30 protein-coding genes are annotated in these 24,806 nt (G+C 34.0%); 3 read left to right on the top strand and 27 right to left on the bottom strand.

Going from position 1 to position 24,806, the window contains the following annotated elements:
* Nucleotides 1-10: 10 nt before the first annotated feature.
* From FOL89_RS11440 to tpx, 18 genes are all read right to left on the bottom strand, one after another.
* Nucleotides 11-1,336: a glycosyltransferase family 39 protein gene (locus FOL89_RS11440; protein ID WP_144282936.1), complete on the bottom strand. Its 1,326-nt coding sequence runs from the start codon at nt 1,334-1,336 to the stop codon at nt 11-13.
* A 40-nt stretch (nt 1,337-1,376) separates the two neighbouring features.
* Nucleotides 1,377-2,804 carry an adenylosuccinate lyase gene (gene purB / locus FOL89_RS11435; protein ID WP_144282935.1) on the bottom strand — a complete coding sequence of 476 codons (1,428 nt, stop codon included), beginning with the start codon at nt 2,802-2,804 and terminating at the stop codon, nt 1,377-1,379.
* A 120-nt stretch (nt 2,805-2,924) separates the two neighbouring features.
* Nucleotides 2,925-3,380 carry a DoxX family protein gene (locus FOL89_RS11430; protein ID WP_144282934.1) on the bottom strand — a complete coding sequence of 152 codons (456 nt, stop codon included), beginning with the start codon at nt 3,378-3,380 and terminating at the stop codon, nt 2,925-2,927.
* Nucleotides 3,381-3,470: 90 nt separating this feature from the next.
* A complete protein-coding gene (locus FOL89_RS11425; RefSeq protein ID WP_144282933.1) occupies nt 3,471-3,914 on the bottom strand; it encodes an SRPBCC family protein in 444 nt (147 codons plus the stop codon).
* Between the two features lie 24 nt (nt 3,915-3,938).
* Complete coding sequence (locus FOL89_RS11420; RefSeq protein ID WP_144282932.1) at nt 3,939-4,367, bottom strand: SRPBCC domain-containing protein; 429 nt, start codon at nt 4,365-4,367, stop codon at nt 3,939-3,941.
* A gap of 30 nt (nt 4,368-4,397) precedes the next feature.
* Complete coding sequence (locus FOL89_RS11415; RefSeq protein ID WP_144282931.1) at nt 4,398-5,231, bottom strand: SDR family oxidoreductase; 834 nt, start codon at nt 5,229-5,231, stop codon at nt 4,398-4,400.
* A gap of 121 nt (nt 5,232-5,352) precedes the next feature.
* On the bottom strand, nt 5,353-6,219 hold the full coding sequence (locus FOL89_RS11410) for a VOC family protein (RefSeq protein WP_144282930.1): 867 nt from the start codon (nt 6,217-6,219) through the stop codon (nt 5,353-5,355).
* Between the two features lie 70 nt (nt 6,220-6,289).
* Nucleotides 6,290-6,523: a helix-hairpin-helix domain-containing protein gene (locus FOL89_RS11405; protein WP_228444902.1), complete on the bottom strand. Its 234-nt coding sequence runs from the start codon at nt 6,521-6,523 to the stop codon at nt 6,290-6,292.
* Between the two features lie 32 nt (nt 6,524-6,555).
* Entirely contained in the window at nt 6,556-6,969 is a 414-nt protein-coding gene (locus FOL89_RS11400) for an SRPBCC family protein (RefSeq protein ID WP_144282928.1), read from the bottom strand.
* A gap of 155 nt (nt 6,970-7,124) precedes the next feature.
* Nucleotides 7,125-7,556, bottom strand: a complete 432-nt coding sequence (locus FOL89_RS11395; protein ID WP_144282927.1) for a VOC family protein — start codon at nt 7,554-7,556, stop codon at nt 7,125-7,127.
* Between the two features lie 65 nt (nt 7,557-7,621).
* Nucleotides 7,622-8,146: a DinB family protein gene (locus FOL89_RS11390; RefSeq protein ID WP_144282926.1), complete on the bottom strand. Its 525-nt coding sequence runs from the start codon at nt 8,144-8,146 to the stop codon at nt 7,622-7,624.
* A gap of 11 nt (nt 8,147-8,157) precedes the next feature.
* The gene (locus tag FOL89_RS11385; RefSeq protein ID WP_144282925.1) at nt 8,158-8,529 is read right to left on the bottom strand and encodes a DoxX family membrane protein; all 372 of its coding nucleotides are present in this window, start codon (nt 8,527-8,529) and stop codon (nt 8,158-8,160) included.
* A 111-nt stretch (nt 8,530-8,640) separates the two neighbouring features.
* Nucleotides 8,641-9,231: a Crp/Fnr family transcriptional regulator gene (locus FOL89_RS11380; RefSeq protein WP_144282924.1), complete on the bottom strand. Its 591-nt coding sequence runs from the start codon at nt 9,229-9,231 to the stop codon at nt 8,641-8,643.
* A 228-nt stretch (nt 9,232-9,459) separates the two neighbouring features.
* Nucleotides 9,460-10,671 (bottom strand): DUF763 domain-containing protein, encoded by a 1,212-nt coding sequence (locus FOL89_RS11375; protein WP_144282923.1) that lies wholly within the window; start codon nt 10,669-10,671, stop codon nt 9,460-9,462.
* 164 nt (nt 10,672-10,835) lie between these two features.
* The gene (locus tag FOL89_RS11370; protein WP_144282922.1) at nt 10,836-11,717 is read right to left on the bottom strand and encodes a YitT family protein; all 882 of its coding nucleotides are present in this window, start codon (nt 11,715-11,717) and stop codon (nt 10,836-10,838) included.
* A gap of 8 nt (nt 11,718-11,725) precedes the next feature.
* On the bottom strand, nt 11,726-12,310 hold the full coding sequence (locus FOL89_RS11365) for an HD domain-containing protein (protein WP_144282921.1): 585 nt from the start codon (nt 12,308-12,310) through the stop codon (nt 11,726-11,728).
* Between the two features lie 117 nt (nt 12,311-12,427).
* Complete coding sequence (locus FOL89_RS11360) at nt 12,428-14,440, bottom strand: adenylate/guanylate cyclase domain-containing protein (RefSeq protein WP_185146970.1); 2,013 nt, start codon at nt 14,438-14,440, stop codon at nt 12,428-12,430.
* 548 nt (nt 14,441-14,988) lie between these two features.
* Entirely contained in the window at nt 14,989-15,486 is a 498-nt protein-coding gene (gene tpx / locus FOL89_RS11355) for a thiol peroxidase (RefSeq protein WP_144282919.1), read from the bottom strand.
* A gap of 167 nt (nt 15,487-15,653) precedes the next feature.
* On the opposite strand from tpx, the gene FOL89_RS11350 reads away from it, so the two are divergent.
* Complete coding sequence (locus FOL89_RS11350) at nt 15,654-17,873, top strand: NADP-dependent isocitrate dehydrogenase (RefSeq protein ID WP_144282918.1); 2,220 nt, start codon at nt 15,654-15,656, stop codon at nt 17,871-17,873.
* Between the two features lie 78 nt (nt 17,874-17,951).
* Here FOL89_RS11350 and FOL89_RS11345 read toward each other — a convergent pair whose 3' ends face one another.
* Together FOL89_RS11345 and FOL89_RS11340 are read right to left on the bottom strand one after the other, a co-directional pair.
* Complete coding sequence (locus FOL89_RS11345; RefSeq protein ID WP_144282917.1) at nt 17,952-18,293, bottom strand: phage holin family protein; 342 nt, start codon at nt 18,291-18,293, stop codon at nt 17,952-17,954.
* A gap of 50 nt (nt 18,294-18,343) precedes the next feature.
* Complete coding sequence (locus FOL89_RS11340; protein WP_144282916.1) at nt 18,344-18,766, bottom strand: PaaI family thioesterase; 423 nt, start codon at nt 18,764-18,766, stop codon at nt 18,344-18,346.
* 78 nt (nt 18,767-18,844) lie between these two features.
* Here FOL89_RS11340 and FOL89_RS11335 point away from each other — a divergent pair, with 78 nt between their 5' ends.
* The gene (locus tag FOL89_RS11335; RefSeq protein ID WP_144282915.1) at nt 18,845-20,152 is read left to right on the top strand and encodes a DEAD/DEAH box helicase; all 1,308 of its coding nucleotides are present in this window, start codon (nt 18,845-18,847) and stop codon (nt 20,150-20,152) included.
* A 19-nt stretch (nt 20,153-20,171) separates the two neighbouring features.
* On the opposite strand, the gene FOL89_RS11330 is transcribed toward FOL89_RS11335, so the two are convergent.
* The 7 genes from FOL89_RS11330 to namA all read right to left on the bottom strand — a co-directional run bounded on the left by FOL89_RS11330 (nt 20,172) and on the right by namA (nt 24,178).
* Nucleotides 20,172-21,179: a cytochrome-c peroxidase gene (locus FOL89_RS11330; RefSeq protein WP_144282914.1), complete on the bottom strand. Its 1,008-nt coding sequence runs from the start codon at nt 21,177-21,179 to the stop codon at nt 20,172-20,174.
* A 14-nt stretch (nt 21,180-21,193) separates the two neighbouring features.
* Nucleotides 21,194-21,493, bottom strand: coding sequence for a type II toxin-antitoxin system RelE/ParE family toxin (locus FOL89_RS11325; protein WP_144282913.1), 300 nt, complete (start codon nt 21,491-21,493; stop codon nt 21,194-21,196).
* A complete protein-coding gene (locus FOL89_RS11320; RefSeq protein WP_144282912.1) occupies nt 21,483-21,815 on the bottom strand; it encodes a hypothetical protein in 333 nt (110 codons plus the stop codon). Before FOL89_RS11320 ends, FOL89_RS11325 begins: the two co-directional genes overlap by 11 nt.
* Before the next feature lie 107 nt (nt 21,816-21,922).
* Entirely contained in the window at nt 21,923-22,306 is a 384-nt protein-coding gene (locus tag FOL89_RS11315) for a DoxX family protein (protein ID WP_144282911.1), read from the bottom strand.
* A gap of 150 nt (nt 22,307-22,456) precedes the next feature.
* Nucleotides 22,457-22,789 carry a CCC motif membrane protein gene (locus FOL89_RS11310; protein WP_144282910.1) on the bottom strand — a complete coding sequence of 111 codons (333 nt, stop codon included), beginning with the start codon at nt 22,787-22,789 and terminating at the stop codon, nt 22,457-22,459.
* Nucleotides 22,790-22,813: 24 nt separating this feature from the next.
* The gene (locus FOL89_RS11305; protein ID WP_144282909.1) at nt 22,814-23,101 is read right to left on the bottom strand and encodes a DUF2752 domain-containing protein; all 288 of its coding nucleotides are present in this window, start codon (nt 23,099-23,101) and stop codon (nt 22,814-22,816) included.
* Nucleotides 23,102-23,128: 27 nt separating this feature from the next.
* The gene (gene namA, locus FOL89_RS11300) at nt 23,129-24,178 is read right to left on the bottom strand and encodes an NADPH dehydrogenase NamA (RefSeq protein ID WP_144282908.1); all 1,050 of its coding nucleotides are present in this window, start codon (nt 24,176-24,178) and stop codon (nt 23,129-23,131) included.
* Between the two features lie 106 nt (nt 24,179-24,284).
* Here namA and cdd point away from each other — a divergent pair, with 106 nt between their 5' ends.
* A complete protein-coding gene (gene cdd / locus FOL89_RS11295) occupies nt 24,285-24,767 on the top strand; it encodes a cytidine deaminase (RefSeq protein WP_144282907.1) in 483 nt (160 codons plus the stop codon).
* Nucleotides 24,768-24,806: the final 39 nt, after the last annotated feature.

The raw sequence follows: 24,806 nt of genomic DNA, 5'->3' as shown, positions 1-24,806 counted from the left end.
TTTTACTTTTTTATCGATCAAAATTGAATTCAGTTAAGATTCCCTGTCCACATTCTGAAATATCATATTGATGGAAATCTTTAATTTCTTCTTTAACTGCAATTGGATAATATATTTTATATCCTTCTGAAATATAATATTTTAAAAGATCAACCGTAGGTCTTTCGTACACTTTTATATTTCTTTTATTATTGGGGTAATTATATAGATAACAGTTGTAAAAACCGCCTGTCACCAATAATTTTTTATCATTTTTAATTTTTGAAAACTGATTATGAATTGATTTTGTATAATCTAAAAAATCGTTTTCCATTTTCTCGTTAACAAAAACAGTTCCTGTAAACTGAACTTTATTTGAGCTTACATAGATAGCAAACGGACTTAAAATGAACAAAGAAAATATAATATTCTTTACCATTTTATTCTGAATCAGAAACACCAAAACTAATATTACAAACGGAATAAGTGGTATATTATAATAACTTTCAAATGGAAATTTTAAATATAAGAAGCTTGTTATCAAAATCATTAAGCCTGAAAAAATCAAAATTTCTTTACTTTTCTGAAAATTTTTGGCTAAATCTTTTTGGACAATTATATAAATTAAACCTATTAAAAGCCCTAAAAGTCCTAAAACACCATAAATATACAATGTGTACTGACTTATGATACTTTTGATATCAACTGTACTTTCTCCTACATCCGGGAAAATATTCAATGAATACTTATTAAAAACCGGAATAAAAACTATGGCAAAAGTTGATAATGCAACTCCAAATATCAAAAAATAGTCTTTTAAAGATCTAATCTTGACGTTAAAATACAAAAAGTACAAAATGGGCAATAACAATAAGACATTTGTAAATCTTGTACTTATCATTAATCCTAGGGATAATCCTGCCCAAACAATATATCTTTTTAAAATAAGCCATATTCCTGACAAGAGGAAAAATAGACTCCACAGATATTCCATATTGCTTGTAGATGCTATAAAAACAGATTGCACAAAGCCAAGAGCCAATGCAGCCATAATTTTATCTTTTACATCAAAATGCTCTAGTATTTTGTAAAAAGTTACACAACAAAAAGCTGTGAATAATACACTTAAAATAGTAAGAACAAGCCAAGCCGAATTTCCAAAAAACGAAGCCAAATATTCTGAAATCGGATAACCCGGAAGTCGTGATGCTCTGTAAATTCCAGTCTCGTGAATTTTCTTTCCCGTCTGAAGTACAAGCCAATTATCAAGATCCAATCCCGGACTATTCCAGATAAATGGTAATCTTGAAATGACTACTGTAAAAAAAATAAATATAATATTAATTTTATCCTTCATGTAGGCTCATAAAATATGCAGCCAGAAGACTGCATATCATTTATACTTTAAGATCAGCTTCCAGACCAATCAAATCTTTGTTGGTGTCAATAATCGGCTGAACTTCATTAGCAATGAATTCCTCCGTTTGAATAGGTGCAAAACCAATAAAGTTTTTAGGATCAAGAACCTCTTTCAATTTTGATTTATCCAGTTTTAAAGAATCGTCATTTAAGATTCTTTCGATAAGGTCGTTTTCTTTACCCTCTTCTTTTACTTGTTTAGAAGCTTCCATTGAGTGAACTCTGATCACTTCATGGATTTCCTGACGGTCACCACCAGCTTTCACTTCTTCCATGATGATATATTCTGTCGCCATGAAAGGAAGTTCTTCCATAATGTGCTTGTTGACTCTGTTCGGATAAACCACAATTCCGTTCATAATATTGTTCCAAATCAATAGAATGGCATCAACTGCTAAGAAAGCCTGAGGAATCGTTAATCTCTTGTTTGCAGAATCATCCAATGTTCTTTCAAACCATTGTGTTGAAGCAACCATTGCAGAACTTGTCGTCAATGACATCACATATTTTGCCAATGCTCCGATTCTTTCACTCCTCATTGGATTACGCTTGTAAGCCATTGCCGATGAACCGATCTGATTTTTCTCGAATGGTTCTTCAATTTCTTTCAAATTTTGAAGTAAACGTAAATCATTGGTGAATTTATGTGCAGATTGAGCAATATTTCCTAATAAAGCCACGACTTTCGCATCAATTTTTCTGTCGTAAGTCTGTCCGGAAACGCCGAAAACTTTTTCGAAACCGAATCTTTTTGACAGTTCTTTATCTAAATGTTTTACTTTAGAATAGTCTCCGTTGAAAAGCTCAAGGAAACTTGCTGCAGTTCCGGTAGTTCCTTTTACGCCTCTGAAACGTAGAGTTTCAAGGAAAAAATCAAGCTCTTCGATGTCAAGAACCAGACTTTGTAACCAAAGAGTCGCTCTTTTTCCGACAGTCGTTAACTGAGCCGGTTGAAAATGTGTGAAACCTAAAGTAGGCAAATCTTTGTACTGAATGGCAAAATCAGCAAGATTTTTCATGACGTTAACCAACTTTTTCTTTAAGATTAAAAGTCCGTCACGGATCTGAATTAAGTCTGTATTGTCTCCTACAAATGCCGAAGTTGCTCCCAAGTGAATGATTCCCTTTGCTGAAGGTGCAACATCACCATAAGCATGAACGTGAGCCATTACATCGTGTCGGAATTTTTTCTCGTATTCCGCTGCTTTGTCATAATCAATATTTTCAGCATTGGCTTTCAACTCTGCAATCTGCTCATCCGTGATATCAAGACCCAGGTCTTTTTCAATTTCAGCGAGAGCAATCCAAAGCTTTCTCCAATTTTGGAATTTGTTATTATGTGAGAAGTTAAATAACATTTCTTCACTGGAGTAGCGCTCTTCCAATGGATTTTTGTAGGAATTCATTCTTTACTTTTACTTTTAGATATGCAAAAATAAAGATTTTCTGCGAGAGTTGAAAATTGAAAAGTCTGATTTCAAATTTATCAAAATCAGACTTTACAATCTATCATTTTTTTGCATTAATCACAGGTAAATTCCGAAGAACCAAGTCCATGCAATGAGAATGAGCTGCATAGGTAACCGCTCTTTATACAAATAACCCATTCCCGGTCCTGAAAAATCTGCTTTAAAAATATTGATATTTTTTTTAGAAGAATTAACATTGGCAACAAATACCAATATCAGAAAAATAATTAAAAGCAATGCCGTCATCATTCTTAAAGAAGGAATCATTAAGCCAATTCCTGCTGCAATTTCTAAAATTCCCGTAAAATAAACCCAAAACATTTTTGCCGAAATGAAATCAGGTATCATCATTGCCATTCCTCTCTGAAATTTAAAGTGAGATAATCCTGTAAAAATAATAAAAACTGCCATCCCAAGATTTCCTGAAAATATAAAATTCCAATCTCCCTGAATTATTTTGGTGGCTAAAAGCGCTACAATAAATGTTATAAAAAGGATGCTTAATAATTTCATAGACAATGATAATTTACCTGTTTAAATTTCCAAAATTATTTTAAAATAAATAAAAAGAGGTTATACTAAACCTCCTTTATTTTGATCTTATTAAAAATTTTCTGCGAGATTCTTCACCATCTCTAAGCCTTTTGTAAAACCCATATTCATGTGGTCTTCCCATTGTTTATGAGTTTGCACTTCTGTATGAAGCTTTGTTTTCCCATCATAATCAATGAGAATATATTTTTCAAAACATCCGCTCCACTCCATGATTTCTTTACTTTGGGTATCTTCATTTCCGTTTTTATCTACCATTCCCAAATGTTTAAAAATAATCTGATCGGGCTTTTCGAGACTATCAATAGTAGAAACCATTCCTTCTCCTTCAGCATTGAGGAAATAAGTTTTTCCTCCTACCGCCCAGTCTGTTCTCATTTGTGAGCCTGCGCCGAAGAACTGTGTCCATTCTCCATAGGTTTTATCGCTCCAGAGAACATCCCAAACTTTCTCTTTAGAAGCATTGATTACAATTTCGTACGATAAAGTTTCCATATTATTATTTTAAAATATTATAAATCAAAGTTGGTTTTCGGCAAGGTTTTTCACATTCTGTAATGCTTTGGGAAACGCTTCTTCAAAAAACTTTTCAAATTCTTCAGAAGAGTTCACTTCCACTTTCAGAAATGTTTCATTATTAAATTCTTGCAAAACATACGATTCGGTAGCATTTTCCCAATCCTGAGGAACCTCAATTCCATCATGAATTTCACCCTGATGAAGAAATACCATTTCCTGATTGGGAACATTTTTTATCACTTGGCTATACATACCATTATTTTCGGGATCGAAAAACTTTACGGTTGATCCTTCATCCAGAGTTCCCTGATAGAATGATCCTTTACAAAAGGCGGAACTCCACTGCCTGTAATGCATATCTTCCCAAAGAGTCGTCCACACTTTTTCCGGCTCGGCATTTATTTTTATTTGGTAGTGTAATTTTTTCATTTTAATAAATATTTTATACAAAAAACTGAATTATCCTCCCACGAAATCTCCTCCATTGATATGAATAATTTCTCCTGTAATAAAACTGGAATCTTCTGAAGCAAGAAAAACATAAGCCGGCGCAACTTCTGAAGGCTGTCCTGCTCTTTTTAGAGGATTATCTTTCCCAAAAGTAGATAGATCATCAAACGTCTCTTTCACAAGGGGTGTCCAGATCGGACCCGGAGCAATTCCATTTACCAGAATTCCTTTCTCTGCAATATTGGTTGCCAATGAACGTATAAAAGTTGCTATTGCCCCTTTTGTAGAAGAATAATCAATTAAATGATCGCTCCCTCGGTATGCTGTAACAGATGTGGTACAGATAATTCTTGCCCCTTTTTTCATTAATTCAAGACAATCACGGGTAAAAGAGATCATTGAGAGTATATTCACATCAAAAGTTTCTTTAATCTGCTCATCGGTAATTTGATCAACATCACTTTTTGGAAACTGAATTGCAGCATTGTTAACGAGAATATCCAATGTCTTCCATTCATTTTTAATTCTATCCAAACACTTAGTCCTAAAAGCTTTTTTGGAAATATCTCCTTTTAACAATAGACATTTCTGACCTTCTTTTTCTACCAGTTTTTGTGTTTCTTTAGCATCGTCATCACTTTCTTTATAAATGATGGCAACATCTGCTCCTTCTCTGGCAAAATGCACTGCCACTGCTTGTCCGATTCCGCTGTCTCCGCCGGAAATCAGAGCTTTTTTATGGAGTAATTTCTCGCTTCCTTTATAATTTTCTCGAATAATTTGAGGGAAAAGACCTTCCTTTGGAACTTTTGACTTAGCATCTGACTTGTTCTGTGTTTTCATAAGCAAATCTTTTCATGAATACTATCAAACAGCAAGCCGAAGCGAAAAAGTTCAATGATTGAAGTTGGATTTTAGAAGTTATTTTCAGACTTAATATTACTTCCAGCTTTCATCCAAATATTCAAGAATTGTAAGCGTCTTCCAAATCCTGAATGACAATTTTCTGCATTTTCATCATTGCCATTGCTACTTTTTGCGCTTTCTCCTGATCTGCATCACTCATCAATTCTATCAATCTTTTAGGAACAATCTGCCAACTGAATCCGAAGTGGTCTTTCAGCCATCCGCACATACTTTCTCTGCCTCCATTGCTTATCAAGCTATTCCAGAAATAATCTGTCTGCTCCTGATTATCTGTCATCACAACCATGGAAATTCCTTCATTAAAATCAAACTGATGGTCATAAGAATTATCCATACAAAACAAAGTATATCCGTCTATTTCAAAGTGAGCGTGCTGCACATTTTCAGGAATTTCATGAGTTTCATTCCCTACTCCGTCTCCATATTTCAGAATATTTCCAATTTTGGAATCAGGAAAAATTTTTGTGTAAAATTCCATCGCTTTCATCGCTTTGCCATTATTCTGATGGATAAACATCAATGTCGGAATAATTTTCTGCTCCACATCTTCGTTTTCGTCCAGATAAATCTGCCATGTTACACCAAATCTGTCACGAACCCAGCCATATTTTTTACTCCAAGGGTACTCACCTACTTCCATTAAAACTATTCCGTCAACAACCAGCTCATCCCAATATCTCTGAACCTCATCTTCCGTCTGACACATAATCATGAATGAAACCGAAGCATTTTTTGTAAAATGTGGTCCGCCATTCAACAACATAAATTTTTGACCAAAAAGCTCTATATTGATTACCATAGGTGTATCTGCAGTAATTTTTCCGTCAAATATTGTACAGTAAAAATCTGCAGATTTTTTCGCATCACCATCGTACCATAGGCATGGGAAAATATTATTGTTCATATTATTTTTAGTTTGAAAATAGTGTTATTATGATTTTAAAAACATTTCATCATTAAAATAAATGTATGAGCTATTTAAAATAGATATGATTTTCGCGCATATGAGCTTTCAGTTTTTGCATAGCATTTTTTCCGAACCCATGAAGCTGCATAATTTCTTTTTCTGAATATCTTGAAAGCTTTTCCAGTGAATCTATTTTCTCATTTGCTAAAGCACGTCTTGCAGGAGCTGCGATAAGCCCCTTCAAGAACAAATCCTGTTGCTGTTGACCCGCTTGTGAAAACGGTCGTAAACTCTTTGCCATGATTACCAAATTGATCATGTGAGAAGAAATTGCTAATTGTTTTCTACATGCTTGTGGAAATTATCCAGTATAGAATACCAACCTTCCCGCTGCATTTCTGCAGAATTTTGGTTTTCAGGATCAAAAGTTATCTCAACATTTGTTGTATTGTTATCAACTTCATCGAAAATGATGTCAACCTTTCTTCCATCTTCAAGATGATATTTAATTCTTTGATTCAAAACAACTTCGTCATAAGTTCCTTCAAAATCAAATCCGAAACTTTTATCTTTTGCTTCCATTCTGTGTTTAAACTTTCCTCCCACACGAAGATCGTTTTCTGAACTTGGACATTCCCATGATTCGTGTGCAAAATTCCACTGCTTGATATGCTGCGGATCATTATAATAATTCCAGACTTTTTCAACGGGAGCTAAAATAGTAATCTCTATTTTTATAGGTTCCATAATATTATTTTTTATTTGAATTTACGTTTTCCACACATCCTATTGTAATTATTAACTCATGTTTTTTTATTAGAATTAATTACAGAGAATTGTAAAAATAGAAAGTAACAGTTACATTCACGCTTCCAACGCAGTATAATTTAATAAAGGTAGGACTATTTTGTGTATTCTTCGTTATAATTAATCATCCAATGCACTCCGTATTTATCCTGAAAACTCCCGAAATAATCTCCCCAAAACTGATCTTCAAGAGGCATTTCTATATTTCCGCCTTCAGAAAGACCTTTAAAAAGCAACTCTGCTTCTTCTCTGGATTCCGGAAAAACAGAAACATAATTGTTGTTTCCTACATTCAATGTCTGTCCGAAAGCCGGAACAATATCCGATGCCATCAAAAGATCATTGCCGATTGGAAGTGCAATATGCATCACTCTGTTTTTTTCTTCATCAGATAAATTTTCAGTTCCGGGAGCATTTCCCATTTTGTGAATTTCTCCTGCAAACTCGCCGCCGAAAACAGATTTGTAAAAATTGAAAGCTTCTTCCGCTTTTCCATCAAAATTTAAGTAAGGGTTTAATTTAGCCATGATTTTTATTTTTAAATGTTAACATTTTTATTCAATACCAGCAGTATTTATAGTTATGGTTTGTTTTAATATTTCATATTTTCATCAAAATCATATTTCATTCCTTCATATCCTAAAATTCTGCGCATTAACCCGATTTGTCCACAGAGATAATCTTCTCGTCCTATACACATTCCTATAAAACTGAGTATTGTTTCAGGAAAAAAATCAATGTTCATTCCCATCGGAAAAGCTTTATCTAAATCTTCATCCGGAACTTCTAATAACTTTTTGTAAACTAACGGAGATATCTTATGAAAACTACTTTTAAGCTGTTCCAATGTCGGATAGTCTACATTTTCATCCAAAGCTTTGCCTTGAAAGAATAAGTCTTTAAATTCAAACTCTTCATTTAAACCAAGTACACTCCCCATTGCATAACGCATATCAAGAAAATTTCCAGCCATCCAAATGATGTGATTGGTTTTTCCTTCCACTCTTTTCAATGCATCCTCTTCTGAAATTCCATTAAGAACCATCAGAAAATTCTGACTGTGACCACGAAATGCAGGAATGATGATATTCAATTTTGGTGATTTTGATGTATCCATAAAATTAACGGTTAATTAATTAGTGTTTTAATTTTGTCTTTATTATCAATAAGAATCCAAATATTAATTAAAAAGAAGATTCCTGAAATTATTAATCCTTCAGGCATAAAAGTCGCATTATGACAAATAATACCAATCATTACCGGAAAAATCATTACTGCGCCCAATGCTCTTGTTTTAGGAAATAGAATCAGAACCCCACTGAGCAATTCTATAAAACCTACTAATGGGATCATCCATTTGAGAGATGTCATTGCTTCATTAATTTTCTGAAGTTCTTCAGGCATTGGCGGAACCGGCATATAATGCAAAAATTTATCTAAACCAGCATTGATAAACATCAAACCAAAAATGACGAATACAATTGTTTTAACTATTTTCATGGTTATATAAATTAATTTATTTGAATTGATAAAAAATTTTATGAGGAATCGTATTTTATTGAATCAAATTTAGAGTTTAATCCAAAAAAATAACTTGCCATAAGACAAGTTTTAGTTTTTTGTGGGATGAGAAACCAATTCTTTTCGGATTCTGCTTAAAGAAGTATCTGTAATGCCAAGATAAGAAGCGATCTGCTTCAGAGGAGCAAACTGAATAACCTGAGGTTTTTGGTTTAAAAGATTGAGATAGCGTTTGGTAGCTGAAAGCGTAAACATCTCAACGGAGCGCTGTTTCCCGATGAAAAGCTGCTGCGACATCCACGCTCTGCCCCATTCTCTGAGATTAGGAATTTTATGAAAAAGTTCCTGAAAACTGTCAAAATCAAATTTCCAGCATTCGCAGTCTGTAATGCAAATGATATTTTCCTGAGTCGGAATTCTTTGAAATAGTGATGAAACCTCAATAATAATTTCGTTTTCTGCAAAAAAGCTGATTGTTACTTCGTTTCCGTTGAAATCATTTACAAAAGAACGAGCTAAACCTTTTTCCAGAATATAATACTCGTTGGCTGTTTTTCCTTCCTGTAAAATAAAATCTCCTTTATGAAAACTTACTTTTTGATGCGCCTGAAAGATCTCTTCAAGCTCTTCTTCTAAGAAAAACGGGAAATCATAGCAGATTTCTAGGGCTTTATTCCTCATCAGTGAATGTTTTTAAAAGCTTTAAAAATAAAATTTTTATTTCACTTGGTAAAGTAATCATTCAACAAAATAGTAAAAAGTTCTGACAGGTCAATTTATTCAGTTTAAAACTTTATATTTAGGAGGATCCTTAGTGAGAATAAAAAGAAATATTCATATTGAGAATTGGAGACCTTTCAATTATATGAGAGTTTATTATTAAATGAAAGATTTCAATATCAGAATAAATTAAAACAAAGAAAGCTGAATCGGTTTTGGGTCAGAAGGTTTTTCAGCATCACCAAACACAGTTTTACCACCAAAACGCCATGAGTTTTGCCTTTCTTCTTCAATTAAATCATTAATATCAAAATCCGGAGTGAAATTTTTCTCAGCATCAGAAATTATTTTGTGCAAATGATTTACAGACTTTAATTTATCCGAATTTCCCAGCTTTGATTTTTCAATTCCTTTTTGTAAAATTGAAATTGTTTCATCATAAACGGTAATAGGAACCGGGAACGGATGACCATCCTTTCCTCCGTGTGCAAAAGAAAATCTCGCCGGATCTCTGAATCTTGAAGGAGCACCATGAATAACTTCACTTACCAAGGCAAGACTTTGTAAAGTTCTGTGACCAACTCCTTTTAGCAATAATAATTCTTCGAAATTTTCAGGGTGATTTTCTCTGGTCATATACAAAAGTGTTCCCAGTTTTTTCAAATCTACCTCTGAAGCACGAACATCGTGGTGAGCAGGCAAAATGAGATTGGCAAAATCCCGCATTATTTTTTCTGAATTGGTATGCGAAATCTCCAAAATCCCTTTACGGTTTTCCTGAGCTTCGCTGGCGGTAAGATTAAGAATATTCCCACGATTGATTCCCTGAATTCCTTTGTGAGGCTCGTCAACAAAAGATTCCATGTTTTCTGAATGCCAATGATAACGTCTTGCTGTTCCGTCTGAATCATTCATTCCCTGCTGAACAACCGACCAGCTCCCTTCATCCGACAAAATGAAATTATGAAGATACAGCTGATAACCATCCTGAATTGCCGTATTATCAACTTTTGCAGATAATTTACTTGCACGAACCAATTCACTTCCATTCAGTCCGGTTTTATCGGCAATTACTAAAAGTTCATTGGGCGTTTCTTTTGAAAATCGTCCTTTACCACCACAAATATAAATCCCAAGTTCTTTAGAGTTAGGATTGATACTTCGCTTCAAAGCGCCCATCACAGAAGTTGTAATTCCTGAGGAATGCCAATCCATACCCATCACCGCACCAAAACTCTGAAACCAAAACGGATCTGCGAGCCTTTTGAGAATTTCGTTCTTTCCGTAATCCGCAAGAATGACTTCTACAATTGAAAGCCCGAGAATCGACATGCGCTCATACAGCCAAGGTGGTACTTTGCCATAGTGAAGAGGTAATGTAGCGGTTCCGGAGCGTTTCATTGCATTGTTGGTTGTTGGATCTACAAAGTTAAAGCCTTATGAACGAAATTCATAAGGCTTTGAGATTTTTTTAAAGCTCAAATGTATTTTAATATCTTCAAACTTAAAGAAAAAGAGGCAAAAATTTTGTTTTGCTGCGCTTGAAATTAAGTAGAATTTAAGCTCTAATGCTTAACAATTTCCTTTACAATTCCGCCTTGAGGTTCCCTTACAGTTTGTGTAAAAATGAAAGCTTTCGGATCAATGGAACGAACAATGTTCTGTAATTTTCGTACCTCCAGTCTTGTGACAATAGTAAAAATAATATCGGCATTCTGACTCTGCTCAAAAGATTCTTTCATAAACCCTCTTTCACCTCTGTAAACCGTAATTCCTTTATTCATCGTTAAAACCAAAGCTTTTTTGATTTCTTCGCTGTTTCCTGAAACAATCGTTACTCCGGTATAAGCTTCAATTCCTTCAATGACATATTTGGTTATCTGACTTGCGACAAGATAAGTCATAATGGCATACAAAGCAGTTTCCACTTTTAAAAATACGGCGGCAATGATAAAAATAATAATATTCATTCCCAAAATAATTTCTGTGATGCTAAAACTGCTTTTTTTGAATGTCAATAAAGCCAGAACTTCCATCCCATCGAAAGTTCCGCCACCTCTCATGGAAAGTCCGATCCCGATTCCTAGAAAAAATCCGCCAAACATGGCAACCAAAAGCTTGTCATGTGTAAGTTCTGGAAAAGGTACGAAGTATATGCTAATAGCAATCAGTAGAATCGTAAGACTGCTGCGTATTGCAAAATGTTTTCCGATCTGAAAATAAGCAAGAATAATAAATGGAATGTTTAAAACCAATAAAACCACACCCACATTCCAGTCATACACTTCGTATAATAGTAGTGAAATTCCTGTCACTCCACCATCCAGAAAATGGTTGGGAACAAGAAAAGATTTTAAAGCAAAACTTGCAGAAATCACTCCCAGAAAGAGATAAATAATATCCGATAAAGTAAACAGCGGACCATGTTTAGTTTTGGCTGAGCTCATAAAAATGATTAGTTGTTTTTTAGTTTTGTTTTAATAATATCCAGGTTTTCCTGTTTTTTTTCTTTCCTTGTACTGATAGCTGTTTCTGTAAAATAATGATGACTTTCCAGGAATTTTTCCTGTAACAGGTTCCAGTCCCGTTCAGAATTGACAATCCCAAACATTGAAAGCTCTTCAAATAATTTATCTCCGATCACAAAGAAATCATTTCTGCCCAAATAATCCAAATCTGCATCAGCTAAAATCTGCTCCAGATGATTGTGTGGTGTCTGCGGAATTTTTGTCGCCATGATCATTCCTTTTATTTTGTCTGTTTGTGCCTGAGAATAACCATAATCTGAGAGATATTCTTCGGCAATTTCGCACGATTTTTCTTCGTGATTTTTAGATCCGAACAAAAACCCGGTGTCATGAAATAAAGCAGCTGTTTTCAGTAAAAGCAGATCTTCTTCATTAACGCCCTCTGCTTTTGCAATTTTTTCTACAGAATCAATTACGTCTTTCACATGCATTACGCTGTGGTAAGAAAGATGCTCAGGAAGATTTTCCCTGAGTCTATTGATGATGATTTTTTTTAATTTGCCGTATTCCATATTTAAAATAGAAAATATTTTTTTTATTTATTTAAACGTAAAGATTTCTTTGAATATTATTCTGTATATTTTTATTTCGCAAAGGCTTTTCAATGAGCTAAGGAAAACAATTGACGATCAATTTTTATCAATTTCAATTGCAAAATACATATCCATATCGCCTTTTCCTTTGGTGTGGATTTTCCCTCTGTATTCGCAGTTTATTTTTTCTTTTACCAATTGATACGTTGATTCTGATATATTTATTTTCCCTTTTTCACTATTCTGTTCCATTCTTGCGGCAGTATTTACGGTGTCTCCCCAAATATCATAAGCGAATTTTTTTACCCCCACAATTCCTGCAATCAGAGAACCTGAATTAATGCCTATTCTTATATCTAAAACATCCGGATTGGTTTTCTTTCTCTCTTCAATAAACTTAATGATATCAAAAGCTACTAAAACTGTCTGATAGGCGTGATTTTCGTTTTTAATCGGCAATCCGCAAACCGCTAAATAAGCGTCACCTATGGTTTTAATTTTTTCCAAGCCATGTTTTTCCATAATCATATCAAAGGCGGTAAAACATTCATTGAGCTCAACCAACATTTTTTCGGCACCCATTTTCTCTGAACTTTGGGTAAAATTAACAAAATCAGTAAATAAAACAGTAACCTCATCATAATACTTTGCTTTTGAGCTTCCGTTTTCTTTCAATTCTTCAGCTACTTCATGCGGTAGAATATTAAGCAGTAAATCTTCTGTTTTCTGTTTCTCTTTCTGCAGTTCAAAAGTACGTTCATCAACTTGATTTTCAAGCAAATCATTTTGATCCTGAAGAATCTGCTGTTTTTCCTGTTCCTGCTTTAAATTGATATCGGAAAGTCTTTTGACCTCATCCAACTGCTTTACTAAGCTTAAATTGGTTGAGGCAAACTGCCATCCCAGATAAGCAGAGATAGAAATAGGAAAGCTTACAAGTATCAAAATTAAAACAACAGTTCCGAACGTATCTTCAGAAAGCATTTTAGGAGTAGAAATATTTAATGAATCTAAAATATTAATAATGATGGCAAGAATAATAATAGCGAAGAAGGTAAGAATTCCTCCACCTACGATGAATGCAGATTTTTCTCTTCGTATCATGGCTCGTACAGTAAGATAAAATGACTCGAACCAAACGAAAAATATATAAAATAAAACACCACTTATGGCAGCACTTGCACTGAAATAATATAGAAGCAAAAGAAAAGCGGCAATGATTAATAAAACTTTTAATCTGATTTTACTTCTCCCAAATAAAGTGTTAACAAAGCCTGTGAGTGATGCTCCAAAAGCCAATATGGAAAGGAAAGAAAAGAAAGTATATGTATTTATATATGACGGATCTGTCATATCGTAAAACGAAAGAACCATGTAGCTAAGCAAGCCTATAGAAAGGTTATACACTGAAAAATACAAATTGTAAATTGCTTTTCTGTAAAATAAAAATAAAAGCAAATGAATGAAACCTAATGCCGAAAAAATACCACAAATCAACATTGTTATAAAGTTGAATCCCTGTACCATTTCCACTTTATCTTGCAAAAATTTATTAGCGGAAATCAAATTTACATCTAAAGCTACAGGACTGTAATTAATCGTCTTCGATTTCTTAGATTTTATGATAGGCAAAAATCTGATTGCTAAAACATTGACCTCGGTGTTATCAAATGTAAATAACTCCGGAATATTGTTTCTTATTTTAAATTTTCTTGAGTTCTCTGCCCCAATTTTGCCAATAGTTTCTATTTTTTCTCCATTAAGGTAAATTTCGCTGGCACCAAGCTGTTTTATATCCAGACATAATGGTTTATTTATTATTAAAGAATCTATCTTAAAATAGTACCGAACCCAATAAACCCGATCTTTATTATAAACATTTTTAGAAGTAAATTTTTTATATTCCCAAGCAGAATCGTTAAAGTCCTTTAAAGCAAAAGCAGGATTATCACCTGCAATAAATTTACTTGCTTCTTCAATGGATACTCCATCTTTAATTTCCTTCTCAGTAAAAACTTTTGGCTTTTCAAAAGAATTTTGGGCAAAACAAAAGTTCTGCAATACTGTAAATGCGAAAAGTAAAGATGTAAAAAGTATATTTTTTTTCAAAATTTTATCAATTAAATTTAAGTAGTCTAAGTTACAAAACATGTATCCATTGCGTCTTTACCGTTGATTTCTATCTTGCTCAATATTCAAAAGAAAATCACCTTCTATTAAGTTATACATTATCTCACAAGTATTCAGTTTTTATTCTTACAGCCCTATTTACCTTTCGCCCCAAATATCGTAAGCAAATTTTCTACACTCGTAGATACGGAATAAATTACTAATGTGATATCCAAAGCATTCGGGTTATCTTTTTTCTTTGTTGAATATATGAAAGATTTTTCAAATTTGCATTGAGGGCATTTTTCGTATGCTGACCATTATAACCCGGAATTCTGTGATCATCAGTTTTACCTAAAACAATTTCTCTTTCAAAATCAGAATCTCAATAGATTCCTACGTTTGAAGAAACATGTTTCCTTAAAAACAGAAAAACAAATGATTACAAACTTATTTTTCTAATTATGAGTTATTGTGTTTAGGTACAAAAATAAAAAAATCATTCTATTAAATAACAGAATGATTCAATTTCATGAGAAATAATTTCATTATTTTAAAGCATTCAGAGCTGCCTCATAATTTGGCTCGTCAGCAATTTCCGAAACCTGCTCAGTATAGATTACCTTATTATTTTCATCCGTCACGATCACGGCACGGCTTAGAAGTCCTTTCATAGGAGAATCGGTAATTGTTACTTCATAATCATCTCCAAAACTGCTTCTGAAATCTGACAATGTTTCCACATTATTTAAGCCTTCGGCAGCACAAAATCTTCCCAATGCGAAAGGCAGATCTTTAGAAACATTAATGACTACCGTATTGTCTAATGCAGAAGCCTGCTCGTTAAACTTTCTTGCAGAAGATGCACAGGTAGGCGTATCAATACTTGGGAAAATATTGAATACTTTTTTCTTTCCTTCAAAATTTTCAAGAGTCTTTACATTCAGACCTGCATCTACTAAAGCGAAGTCTCTTATTGTAAAACCAACTTCAGGAAGATTTCCTATAGTATTTACTTCGTTTCCTTTCAAGGTAATTTTTGACATAATTTATTTTTTATTTTCTCAAATTTATTCAAAATTCAGATGTTTTCGTTTGAATTAAAGGTTAAATAATTCTTAAAGTATAAAATCTCATTGATTATTAAAGTAAAAAAATTAAATTTTAACTAAATTTGTGAATCTTAAATTTCAAACAATAAACGAACAGTATAATGTCAGAAAAATCAAAAATCTATTACACACTTACGGATGAGGCTCCAATGTTGGCAACACACTCGTTTTTACCGATTGTAAAAGCGTTTACAAAATCTGCAAATATTGAGATTGCCGTTCCTGATATTTCTTTGGCAGGAAGAATCCTTGCCAACTTCCCGGAGTTTTTGAAAGAGGATCAAAAGATTGGTGATGCTTTGGCTGAACTGGGTCAATTGGCTACTCAACCTGATGCAAATATTATCAAACTGCCCAATATTTCTGCATCTGCACCTCAGTTAGATGAAGCAATCGCAGAATTGCAGTCTAAAGGTTTTGCAGTTCCCAATTATCCGGCAGAACCAAAAAATGAAGAGGAAAAAGCCATCAAAGCAAAATATGCCAAAGTTCTAGGAAGTGCTGTAAATCCTGTGTTAAGAGAAGGAAATTCTGACAGACGTGCTCCAAAAGCCGTTAAAAACTACGCAAAAGCAAACCCGCACAGAATGGGCAACTGGGCTTCAGACAGCAAGACTGATGTTGCTCACATGGAAAGCGGAGATTTCTACGGAACCGAAACTTCAACAACAGTAGAAAACGCAACAAAATTTAAAATTGTTTTTAAAGGAAATGAAGGCTCTGAAACAGTGTTAAAAGATTTTGCCAATCTTCTGAAAGGCGAAGTCATTGATTCTTCCGTAATGAGCTTAAACGCTTTGAAAGCTTTTGTAGAGCAAGCTATAGAAGAAGCTAAAAACAGAAACATACTTCTTTCTGCCCACCTTAAAGCTACGATGATGAAAATCTCTGACCCGATTATTTTCGGGGCTATTGTTGAGACTTTCTTCAAAGATGTTTTTGCTAAATATGCAGATACTTTCAAATCTTTAGATATCAATCCAAATAACGGTCTTGCTGATCTTTTTGAAAAAATCAAAGGAAATGAGAAGGAAGCCAATATTAAAAGTGATATTGAAGCTGCACTAGCCAACGGACCAAGAGTAGCAATGGTAAATTCAGATAAAGGAATTACCAACTTCCATGTTCCTTCCGATATTATTGTTGATGCTTCTATGGCAGCCTTGGTAAGAGGTGGAGGTAAAATGTGGAACAAAGACGGAAACGAAGAAGATACCGTATGCATCATTCCGGATCGTTCTTATGCAGGTTTTTATCAGGCTGTCATTGATGACATGAAAGCTCACGGAAAACTGGATCCTACCACAATGGGTTCTGTTCCGAATGTTGGTTTAATGGCTCAAAAAGCTGAAGAATACGGTTCTCACGATAAAACCTTTCAGGCATCAGCTGACGGAACAATTGAGGTTCAGGACGAAAACGGAAACGTTCTTCTTTCTCAGAAAGTAGAAAAAGGAGATATTTTCAGAATGTGCCAGACAAAAGATGCTCCAATTCAGGACTGGGTAAAATTAGCGGTAAACAGAGCAAGACTTTCTGATACTCCGGCAATTTTCTGGCTAGATAAAGGAAGAGCTCACGACAGAGAAATGATCAAAAAAGTTGAAAAATATTTAGCTGATCATGATACAAACGGACTTGACATCAAAATCCTTGACGTAAAAGATGCCATGACCGAAACTTTAAAAAGAGCAAGAGAAGGAAAAGATACGATTTCTGTTTCAGGAAATGTATTGAGAGATTATCTTACTGATCTTTTTCCAATTCTTGAGCTTGGAACTTCTGCTAAAATGCTTTCTATCGTCCCATTAATGAATGGTGGCGGTTTATTTGAAACCGGTGCGGGTGGTTCTGCTCCAAAACACGTTGAACAATTCATCGAAGAAGGTTATTTAAGATGGGATTCTTTGGGAGAATTCCTTGCTTTACAGGCTTCTTTGGAACATTTGGCACAAACTCAGGGAAATACAAAATCTCAGGTTTTAGCTGATGCTTTAGATGAAGCAAACGCTAAGTTTTTAGCGACAGATAAATCTCCGGCAAGAAAAGTGGGACAGATTGATAACAGGGGTTCTCACTTCTATTTAGCAATGTATTGGGCTGAAGCGTTAGCAAATCAGACTTCTGATGCTGAACTGGCTAAACAATTTGCTCCGATTGCAGAGACAATGAAGGAAAATGAAGAAGTGATCAATGCTGAATTGATTGGCGCTCAAGGTAAACCGCAGGAAATTGATGGTTATTATAAGACAGACACTTACAAAACTTATGCAGCCATGAGACCAAGTACTGTTCTGAATGAAATCATTGACGGAATTTAATTCTTATTACATATAAAGGAAAAGTTCGGCAAAATTGCCGAACTTTTTTGTTTTTAATCCATTGAAGAATTACGATCATTAATCTTCTGAAAACATGGAATTTGCCAGAGAAGTAATGACTGATAAAACAATACTGAATATAAAAGCCCACCAAAATCCGTCAACATTCATGCTGTCTATAAAATAATCTGCGATAAGAACAATAATTGCATTAATGACCAATGCAAAAAAGCCTAATGTAATGATCGTAAGCGGAAGACTGAAAAGACTCAGAATAGGCTTTACAATCAAATTTAAAATTCCCAGCACAACTGCGAAAATAACTGCCGCCGAAAAGCTCTGAAAGTGAACGCCAGGCAAAAGTTTCGTAAGAAAAAATGCAACTATTGCGGTAATCAGCAAACGAATAATAAGATTCATATATTAAAATTTATTTATTAAAATTATAAAAAACTTTTTAATTACAGCTGCTATTTAATTTTCATCATCGTTACCAAAGAAGTAGCCACATGACTTTCATGGTCATTATTGTCCTGAATAGTATAAATTTCAGTTCTGATCACACTGATTTTAGAACCTCCTTTTACAACATAAGATTTTGAAACCAAAGCATCGCCCATTGCAGGACGCAAATAATTAACTTTAAGCTCAACCGTCACAACGTAGCAATCTTCTTCGTAATGACTTACTGCTGCGTAACCGGAAGAAACATCCACCAGAGAAGCAATCATGGCACCGTTGAACATTCCTGCCTTTCTGGTCATAAGTTCCATTTTCGGAATTTTGATGGAAATAAAATCGGTTTCAGCTTCCAGTAATTCTGCTTTGTAGAATTTTAATGTTTCGGAACGGTTGAAACTGTCGGTAATGAGCTTTCTTTTTTCGGGAGACATTTTTTAAGCTTTAATTCTTAGCAAATTTCTTTAAATTTATTCAATTTACAGTAAAAATCTTTCGCTTACCTTTGCAGCATGGAATTACAGTCAATTTATCAGAATCTCAAAATTCAGGAGATGAATCAGATGCAGAAATCTGCATTCAAAGCAACAGAAAACAATACGGATGTTATTTTATTATCTCCGACAGGTTCTGGAAAAACACTGGCATTTCTGTTACCGGTTTTTAGAAATCTTAAAAAAGAATCAAGAGGAATTCAGACTTTGATATTGGTTCCGGCAAGAGAATTGGCGTTGCAGATTGAGCAGGTTTTCAAAACAATGGGAACAGACTTCAAAGTTTCTGTCTGCTACGGAGGACACGATAAAAAAATTGAAATCAATAATCTGACTGAAGCTCCTGCTGTACTTATCGGAACACCGGGAAGAATAAAATACCATCTTCAAAATAGAAATTTTGATGCTTCTACCATTACAACTTTAGTTTTGGATGAATTTGACAAAGCTTTGGAATTGGGCTTTCAGGAAGATATGGAATATATTATCGGAAATTTAAAAGGTTTATCCCAAAGAATCCTGACTTCCGCCACAGCGATGAATGAAATTCCAAAATTTACAGGACTTCAGAATGAAAAATTGGTTGATTTCCTGAAACTGGGAGAAAATAAACCCGATATTCAACTGAGAAAAGTAATGACCATTTCAGAAGAAAAACTGGATACTTTATTTCATCTGATTTGTAAAATCGGCAACAAAAGAACGCTTATTTTCTGTAATCACAGAGAAGCTGTTGACCGTATTTCCGAGCTTTTAAAAGATAAAGGCATTGACCGTGAAACTTTTCACGGCGGGATGGAACAGGATGAAAGAGAACGTGCTTTACTCAAATTCAGAAACGATTCCGCAAAAGTTTTAATTACAACAGATTTGGCAGCAAGAGGGCTGGATGTTCCTGAAGTGGAATCTATCGTTCATTATCAGCTTCCGCCCAAAGAATATGCTTTTATTCACAGAAACGGAAGAACTGCAAGAATGAATGCCAAAGGTTTTGTCTATCTTATTATGACGGAAGAAGAGAATTTTCCTTTCATCAAAAACGATATTCCGGTTGAAGACGTAAAAGAATTTTCCAAAGTTCCGGAAAAAACTCCGTTCCAGACGATTTATATCAGTGCAGGAAAAAAAGATAAAGTCAATAAAGTAGATATTGTAGGTTTTCTGATGAAAAAAGGAGAACTTCAGAAAGATGATGTCGGATTAATTGAAGTAAAAGACACGACTTCTTATGTTGCTGTTTCCCGAAGTAAAGTTAATTCATTATTGAAAAAGCTAAGCACCGAAAGACTCAAAAATAAAAAGGTAAAAATGGAAATTGCTTATTAATCATATTTAACTGATTTATCTATCTTTTCTGATACGCCGCATTTGAAATAAATGCAGAATCATTCAAAGCCGCCAAAAATTGCAGAAGATCAGCCCTCTCCTTTGCACTAAAAATAATTGGTTTTTGAAGCTGAGCTGATAAAGTAGGAGATTTTTCGATTCCTTTTTCGTAATGATCCAGAACTTCATCCAGAGTTTTAAACCTTCCGTCATGCATATAAGGATAAGTAAAAGCAAGGTTTCTAAGACTCGGGATTTTAAACATCTGTTTATATTTCGGTTCCATCGTCTTATTCCACCTTCCGTAATCATTAAGTGTCGGATCAATAGGAAGCCCGTTGTTGGCAAAATTATAGGTTGAAAAAAGCGGCTCTGTATGACATGAGCTGCAGTTTGATTTATAAAGCTTGTAACCAGCCTGCTCAGATTGGCTAAACTGAGCTTTTTTCTGTTTTACTTTATCATATTTGGAGTCAGCTGAAACAAAGGTGAGCTGAAACTGCGAAAGTGCTTTCATAGCACGTGCTGCTGTTGCAATGCTGTCACCGAAGCTTTTGTAAAAAAGCGTTTTATATTCTTTTGATTTATTCAGTCTTCTGACTACCGCATTGATGTCTTCTCCCATTTCTTTAGGATGATTGATCGGAGCTAAAGCCTGCACATCAATATTGGTCACCACTCCGTCCCACATGAAAGTTTTTTGCCATGCCAGATTAAAGATCGCCGGTGAATTCCTCTCTCCTATTCCATCTTCAATGCCTTTACTCAAATGATTTCCTGCGTGGGAAAATGCCTGTGCAGAATTATGACAGGAAGAGCAGGAAATAGTATTATTCCGTGATAAAACTGGATCATAAAAAAGCTTTCTTCCCAACTCTATCGTAGAACTCTTGAGCGGATTTTTCTTAAAACTATAAACCGGCTTAGGAAAATAAGACGGATATATTAGTTTAATATCCTGAATACCATAAAATCCCATCAGGACAAACAGGATAACAAAAATAATCGGTTTAAATTTTAAGTGCACAATTAAAAAAGTTTTTAATCTTTAATGGATTCATAGTTTTCTGATGGATCCTGATAATTTTGGAGAATTTTAATTATTTTTAAAACATTGTCTTCAACAATATAGATCAAAGTATTATGTTTTGTTATTAAAATTTTATGATATTTAGTATTTTCATAATTTTGGAAGATTACATTACCTTCAGCAATAATATCAATAACTTCATCTAATTTTATTAGAAAATTTTCAAAAACGCTGATATTCCATTTTTTAAGAAGATATTCTTCAATATTTCTTAAATCAGAAAGAGATTCGTCAGAAAAATTAATTTCCATTTTTATAGTTTTCCAAACGTAATCTTGTCATTTCCATTACTTCCTTGTAATCATGAACTCTACCATTTTGAAAATCTTCTTCACTTTTTTTTAGTGACTCAAGAATCTCTTCTTTAGTTTCGTTTTTCCAGATGGGTTCAATAGTTTTTGAAATGATTAAAAGTTCTTCAGGAGTAAATCTTTTCTCTTTTAGCTTTTTAAAAAATGTCGGCTTTTTAATTCCTGATTTTTCAATAATATAAGACATTTTAAAAGGAGATTTCTTTAAAATCTCCTCTATATTATTTTGTATTTCAATAAATTTTTCAATTTCAGCTATCATAATCTTATTTACTTTAATATAAAATACTGATACAAATATAATCAATTTCATATATCAATCATAAAAAAACCTGTTGTAAAACAGGTCAATATATTAATTTAAATTAATTAATCCGTAGATTTCACTGCCCAAAGCAAAAGAAGTGGCTGCATAAAAAGTCTGGCTAATCTTTTATGATCAGAATCAAGTCCGAAAGCATTTCTTCTTTCTTTATATTGGGTATAATTTCCGGGAAAAACCGCCGTAAACAATCCTGCAGCAATTTTTCCTACGAGAGATTCATATTTTTTGGGCGCTGCAATAATGGCTGTTCCCATCGCAATTTCTACAATTCCCGAATAAACAACAGTATCATCTTTTTCAAGCGGAACCCATTCCGGAACCTGTGCCTGAAATTCTTTTCTTGCAAAAGTCAGATGTCCGATTCCTGCGGTAATCAACATTGCACCTAATCCATATTTTGCGATTGTTTTAATGGTGTTTGAATTCATAATATGATTTTTAAGAAAAAAGCCAATAATTATTCCAAAAAGAAAAATAAGTATAAATTCAATTTAACAATGACTAAAGAAAATGGTCGATTACTCAAAAAAAACTGCTTTATTTAGAATAAAGCAGCGATTTTATTTATCTATAATATCTTATTGTCCTAAAAGCTCTCTCATTTTTTCCTGCATCAGTTCCTGATCAGAAAGTGCTTCAAAACCGAACACAGCAATAAAAATGATGTTGATTATTAAATAAAGAGCGCTTAATATCAAACCGATGATACATAAGATTCTACCCGTATTCAGATTGCTGTAATCAGAATAAAGAGACGGATTGGCATTATACAGTGCAATGTCTTTCTTGTAAAGCACAAGACCTACAATACCTGCAATAAGTCCTAAAACTCCATAGCAGCAACACCCCAGAATAGAAACAATTCCTAGAACAAATACGGCTGTAGCATTGGGTAATTTTTGTTGATTCATAATATAATTTTTAATGTTTATAGTTTAAAAGTTGAAGAAATGTTTATAAAAATAAGAAAAAACCATAATGACTGCATTAATTATAGCTAAAAATATCAATATCTGTCCGTAATTCCTTTTTTTATCTAAAAAATTGAGAGCTGCAAATGCAAAAAACATCAGAAGAGTATATACTGCAGGATACATCTGAAAAGCTTCCGAAAACTCTCCCTGAAATACCAAAACAATCGCTCTCTGTGTACCACAACCAAAGCATTCTATTCCTAAAAATTTTTTGCTTGGGCAAGGAAGCATAAAATCTTCTATGTGCATCGTCTGTTAATTATCTATTTCACAAATCTAAGAAATTTTTGCACGTAAATACTGATGCGGAAAGAAACAATCTTCCTTCATTTCAAATGATCCATGAACGGCAAGATAAGGATTTCTTAGTATCTCTCTTGCCACAAAAATAAGATCTGCTTCCCCATTCTGAAGAATTTCTTCTGCCTGCTTACTTGTCGTAATCAATCCTACTGCTCCTGTCTGCACATTTGCCTGATTTTTTACAGCTGAAGAAAAAGGAACCTGATATCCTTCAAATACAGAAATTTTAGCTCCATGAATATTTCCTCCACTGGAAACATCTATCAAATCTACTTCGTGATTTTTTAAAACCTGTGCAAGCTTTACGCTGTCATCAATATTCCAGCCATTTTCAGCATATTCTGTTCCCGAAATTCTTACGAAAAGTGCAACATTCTCATTCAGCTCTTCGTTCACTGCATCCACAATTTCAATCAGAAACCTGATTCTGTTTTCAAAACTTCCGCCATACTCATCATTTCTGATATTGGATAGTGGTGACAAAAACTGATGGATAAGATAGCCGTGTGCTGCATGAATTTCAATCACATCGAAGCCTGCTTTTACAGATCTTCTTGCCGCTTCTTTAAAATTCTGAACTTGTTGTTTTATTTCTTCAATAGTCAGCTCATGAGGAATTCTCTCCCCATGCTGATAAGGAATTGCACTTGGAGCTAAGGTTTCCCAGCCATCTTCAAGTGATATCTGAACATTATTCCAAGTTGAGGCCTTCCTTCCGGCATGAGCGAGCTGAATACCTATTTTGCTTTCCGAATGCTGATGTACGAATTGTACAATTTTCTTTAATTTTTCAGCCTGTTCGTCATTCCAAATTCCCATACAGTGATTTGTAATTCTGCCTCGTGGTTCTACACCGGTTGCTTCAACAATCAAAAGTCCTGTTCCGCCTTGAGCTCTGCTTCCATAGTGTACAAAATGAAAATCATTTGCTAATCCGTTTTCACACGAATACATGCACATGGGCGACATTACCCATCGGTTTTTCAGCTCTACATTTCTGAATTTTATTGGAGAATATAACATTAAACTTATTTTTTTAAAACATTAAAAATACAAAAAATAGATTGAGAAAGGTTTATTGCTCAAGTCATTAAAATAGTTTACATTTACGCCCCTTTTTAAATACATTATGAAAAAAAACATAGCAATAAAGTACGAACAGTATAAAAGCGGAATTGAACTTACAGAAACTGAGCAAAAACTTTTCGAACGGGCAAAAATCGCACGAAAGAATGCTTATGCTCCTTATTCTGATTTTTTTGTCGGCTGTGCAGTTCTTCTTGATAATGGTGAAATTTTTTCAGGCAACAATCAGGAAAACGCAGCTTTTCCCTCGGGTTTATGTGCAGAAAGAACAGCAATTTTTTGGGTTGGAGCCAATTTTCCTGATCAGAAAATTAAGAAAATATTTATTGTAGGCGGTCCCAAAGAGTTCTCGAAAAAAAATCCGCCAATTCCTCCTTGTGGAGCTTGCAGACAGAGTATTATGGAATATGAAACCAAACAGAATCAAAATATTGAATTGTATTTTGCGAATCTGAATGAGGATATCATCAAAGTTTCATCTATTAAGGATCTTCTTCCCTTTTATTTTGATTCTACTTTTTTGTAAATAACCAGATATTTTTAAAAAAAAGAGAAACTGTTGAGT

The sequence above is a fragment of the Chryseobacterium echinoideorum genome (assembly GCF_007474535.1).
Lineage (GTDB): Bacteria > Bacteroidota > Bacteroidia > Flavobacteriales > Weeksellaceae > Chryseobacterium > Chryseobacterium echinoideorum.
Note: the sequence above shows the minus strand (reverse complement) of the source record. Positions and strands in the feature narration are given on the sequence as shown.

Excerpts from the sequence above, each read along its gene's own strand:
- FOL89_RS11440 (WP_144282936.1), bottom strand. The coding sequence starts at position 1,336 with ATGAAGGATAAAATTAATATTATATTTATTTTTTTTACAGTAGTCATT.
- purB (WP_144282935.1), bottom strand. The coding sequence starts at position 2,804 with ATGAATTCCTACAAAAATCCATTGGAAGAGCGCTACTCCAGTGAAGAA.
- FOL89_RS11430 (WP_144282934.1), bottom strand. The coding sequence starts at position 3,380 with ATGAAATTATTAAGCATCCTTTTTATAACATTTATTGTAGCGCTTTTA.
- FOL89_RS11425 (WP_144282933.1), bottom strand. The coding sequence starts at position 3,914 with ATGGAAACTTTATCGTACGAAATTGTAATCAATGCTTCTAAAGAGAAA.
- FOL89_RS11420 (WP_144282932.1), bottom strand. The coding sequence starts at position 4,367 with ATGAAAAAATTACACTACCAAATAAAAATAAATGCCGAGCCGGAAAAA.
- FOL89_RS11415 (WP_144282931.1), bottom strand. The coding sequence starts at position 5,231 with ATGAAAACACAGAACAAGTCAGATGCTAAGTCAAAAGTTCCAAAGGAA.
- FOL89_RS11410 (WP_144282930.1), bottom strand. The coding sequence starts at position 6,219 with ATGAACAATAATATTTTCCCATGCCTATGGTACGATGGTGATGCGAAA.
- FOL89_RS11405 (WP_228444902.1), bottom strand. The coding sequence starts at position 6,523 with ATGGCAAAGAGTTTACGACCGTTTTCACAAGCGGGTCAACAGCAACAG.
- FOL89_RS11400 (WP_144282928.1), bottom strand. The coding sequence starts at position 6,969 with ATGGAACCTATAAAAATAGAGATTACTATTTTAGCTCCCGTTGAAAAA.
- FOL89_RS11395 (WP_144282927.1), bottom strand. The coding sequence starts at position 7,556 with ATGGCTAAATTAAACCCTTACTTAAATTTTGATGGAAAAGCGGAAGAA.
- FOL89_RS11390 (WP_144282926.1), bottom strand. The coding sequence starts at position 8,146 with ATGGATACATCAAAATCACCAAAATTGAATATCATCATTCCTGCATTT.
- FOL89_RS11385 (WP_144282925.1), bottom strand. The coding sequence starts at position 8,529 with ATGAAAATAGTTAAAACAATTGTATTCGTCATTTTTGGTTTGATGTTT.
- FOL89_RS11380 (WP_144282924.1), bottom strand. The coding sequence starts at position 9,231 with ATGAGGAATAAAGCCCTAGAAATCTGCTATGATTTCCCGTTTTTCTTA.
- FOL89_RS11375 (WP_144282923.1), bottom strand. The coding sequence starts at position 10,671 with ATGAAACGCTCCGGAACCGCTACATTACCTCTTCACTATGGCAAAGTA.
- FOL89_RS11370 (WP_144282922.1), bottom strand. The coding sequence starts at position 11,717 with ATGAGCTCAGCCAAAACTAAACATGGTCCGCTGTTTACTTTATCGGAT.
- FOL89_RS11365 (WP_144282921.1), bottom strand. The coding sequence starts at position 12,310 with ATGGAATACGGCAAATTAAAAAAAATCATCATCAATAGACTCAGGGAA.
- tpx (WP_144282919.1), bottom strand. The coding sequence starts at position 15,486 with ATGTCAAAAATTACCTTGAAAGGAAACGAAGTAAATACTATAGGAAAT.
- FOL89_RS11350 (WP_144282918.1), top strand. The coding sequence starts at position 15,654 with ATGTCAGAAAAATCAAAAATCTATTACACACTTACGGATGAGGCTCCA.
- FOL89_RS11345 (WP_144282917.1), bottom strand. The coding sequence starts at position 18,293 with ATGAATCTTATTATTCGTTTGCTGATTACCGCAATAGTTGCATTTTTT.
- FOL89_RS11340 (WP_144282916.1), bottom strand. The coding sequence starts at position 18,766 with ATGTCTCCCGAAAAAAGAAAGCTCATTACCGACAGTTTCAACCGTTCC.
- FOL89_RS11335 (WP_144282915.1), top strand. The coding sequence starts at position 18,845 with ATGGAATTACAGTCAATTTATCAGAATCTCAAAATTCAGGAGATGAAT.
- FOL89_RS11325 (WP_144282913.1), bottom strand. The coding sequence starts at position 21,493 with ATGGAAATTAATTTTTCTGACGAATCTCTTTCTGATTTAAGAAATATT.
- FOL89_RS11320 (WP_144282912.1), bottom strand. The coding sequence starts at position 21,815 with ATGATAGCTGAAATTGAAAAATTTATTGAAATACAAAATAATATAGAG.
- FOL89_RS11315 (WP_144282911.1), bottom strand. The coding sequence starts at position 22,306 with ATGAATTCAAACACCATTAAAACAATCGCAAAATATGGATTAGGTGCA.
- FOL89_RS11310 (WP_144282910.1), bottom strand. The coding sequence starts at position 22,789 with ATGAATCAACAAAAATTACCCAATGCTACAGCCGTATTTGTTCTAGGA.
- FOL89_RS11305 (WP_144282909.1), bottom strand. The coding sequence starts at position 23,101 with ATGCACATAGAAGATTTTATGCTTCCTTGCCCAAGCAAAAAATTTTTA.
- namA (WP_144282908.1), bottom strand. The coding sequence starts at position 24,178 with ATGTTATATTCTCCAATAAAATTCAGAAATGTAGAGCTGAAAAACCGA.
- cdd (WP_144282907.1), top strand. The coding sequence starts at position 24,285 with ATGAAAAAAAACATAGCAATAAAGTACGAACAGTATAAAAGCGGAATT.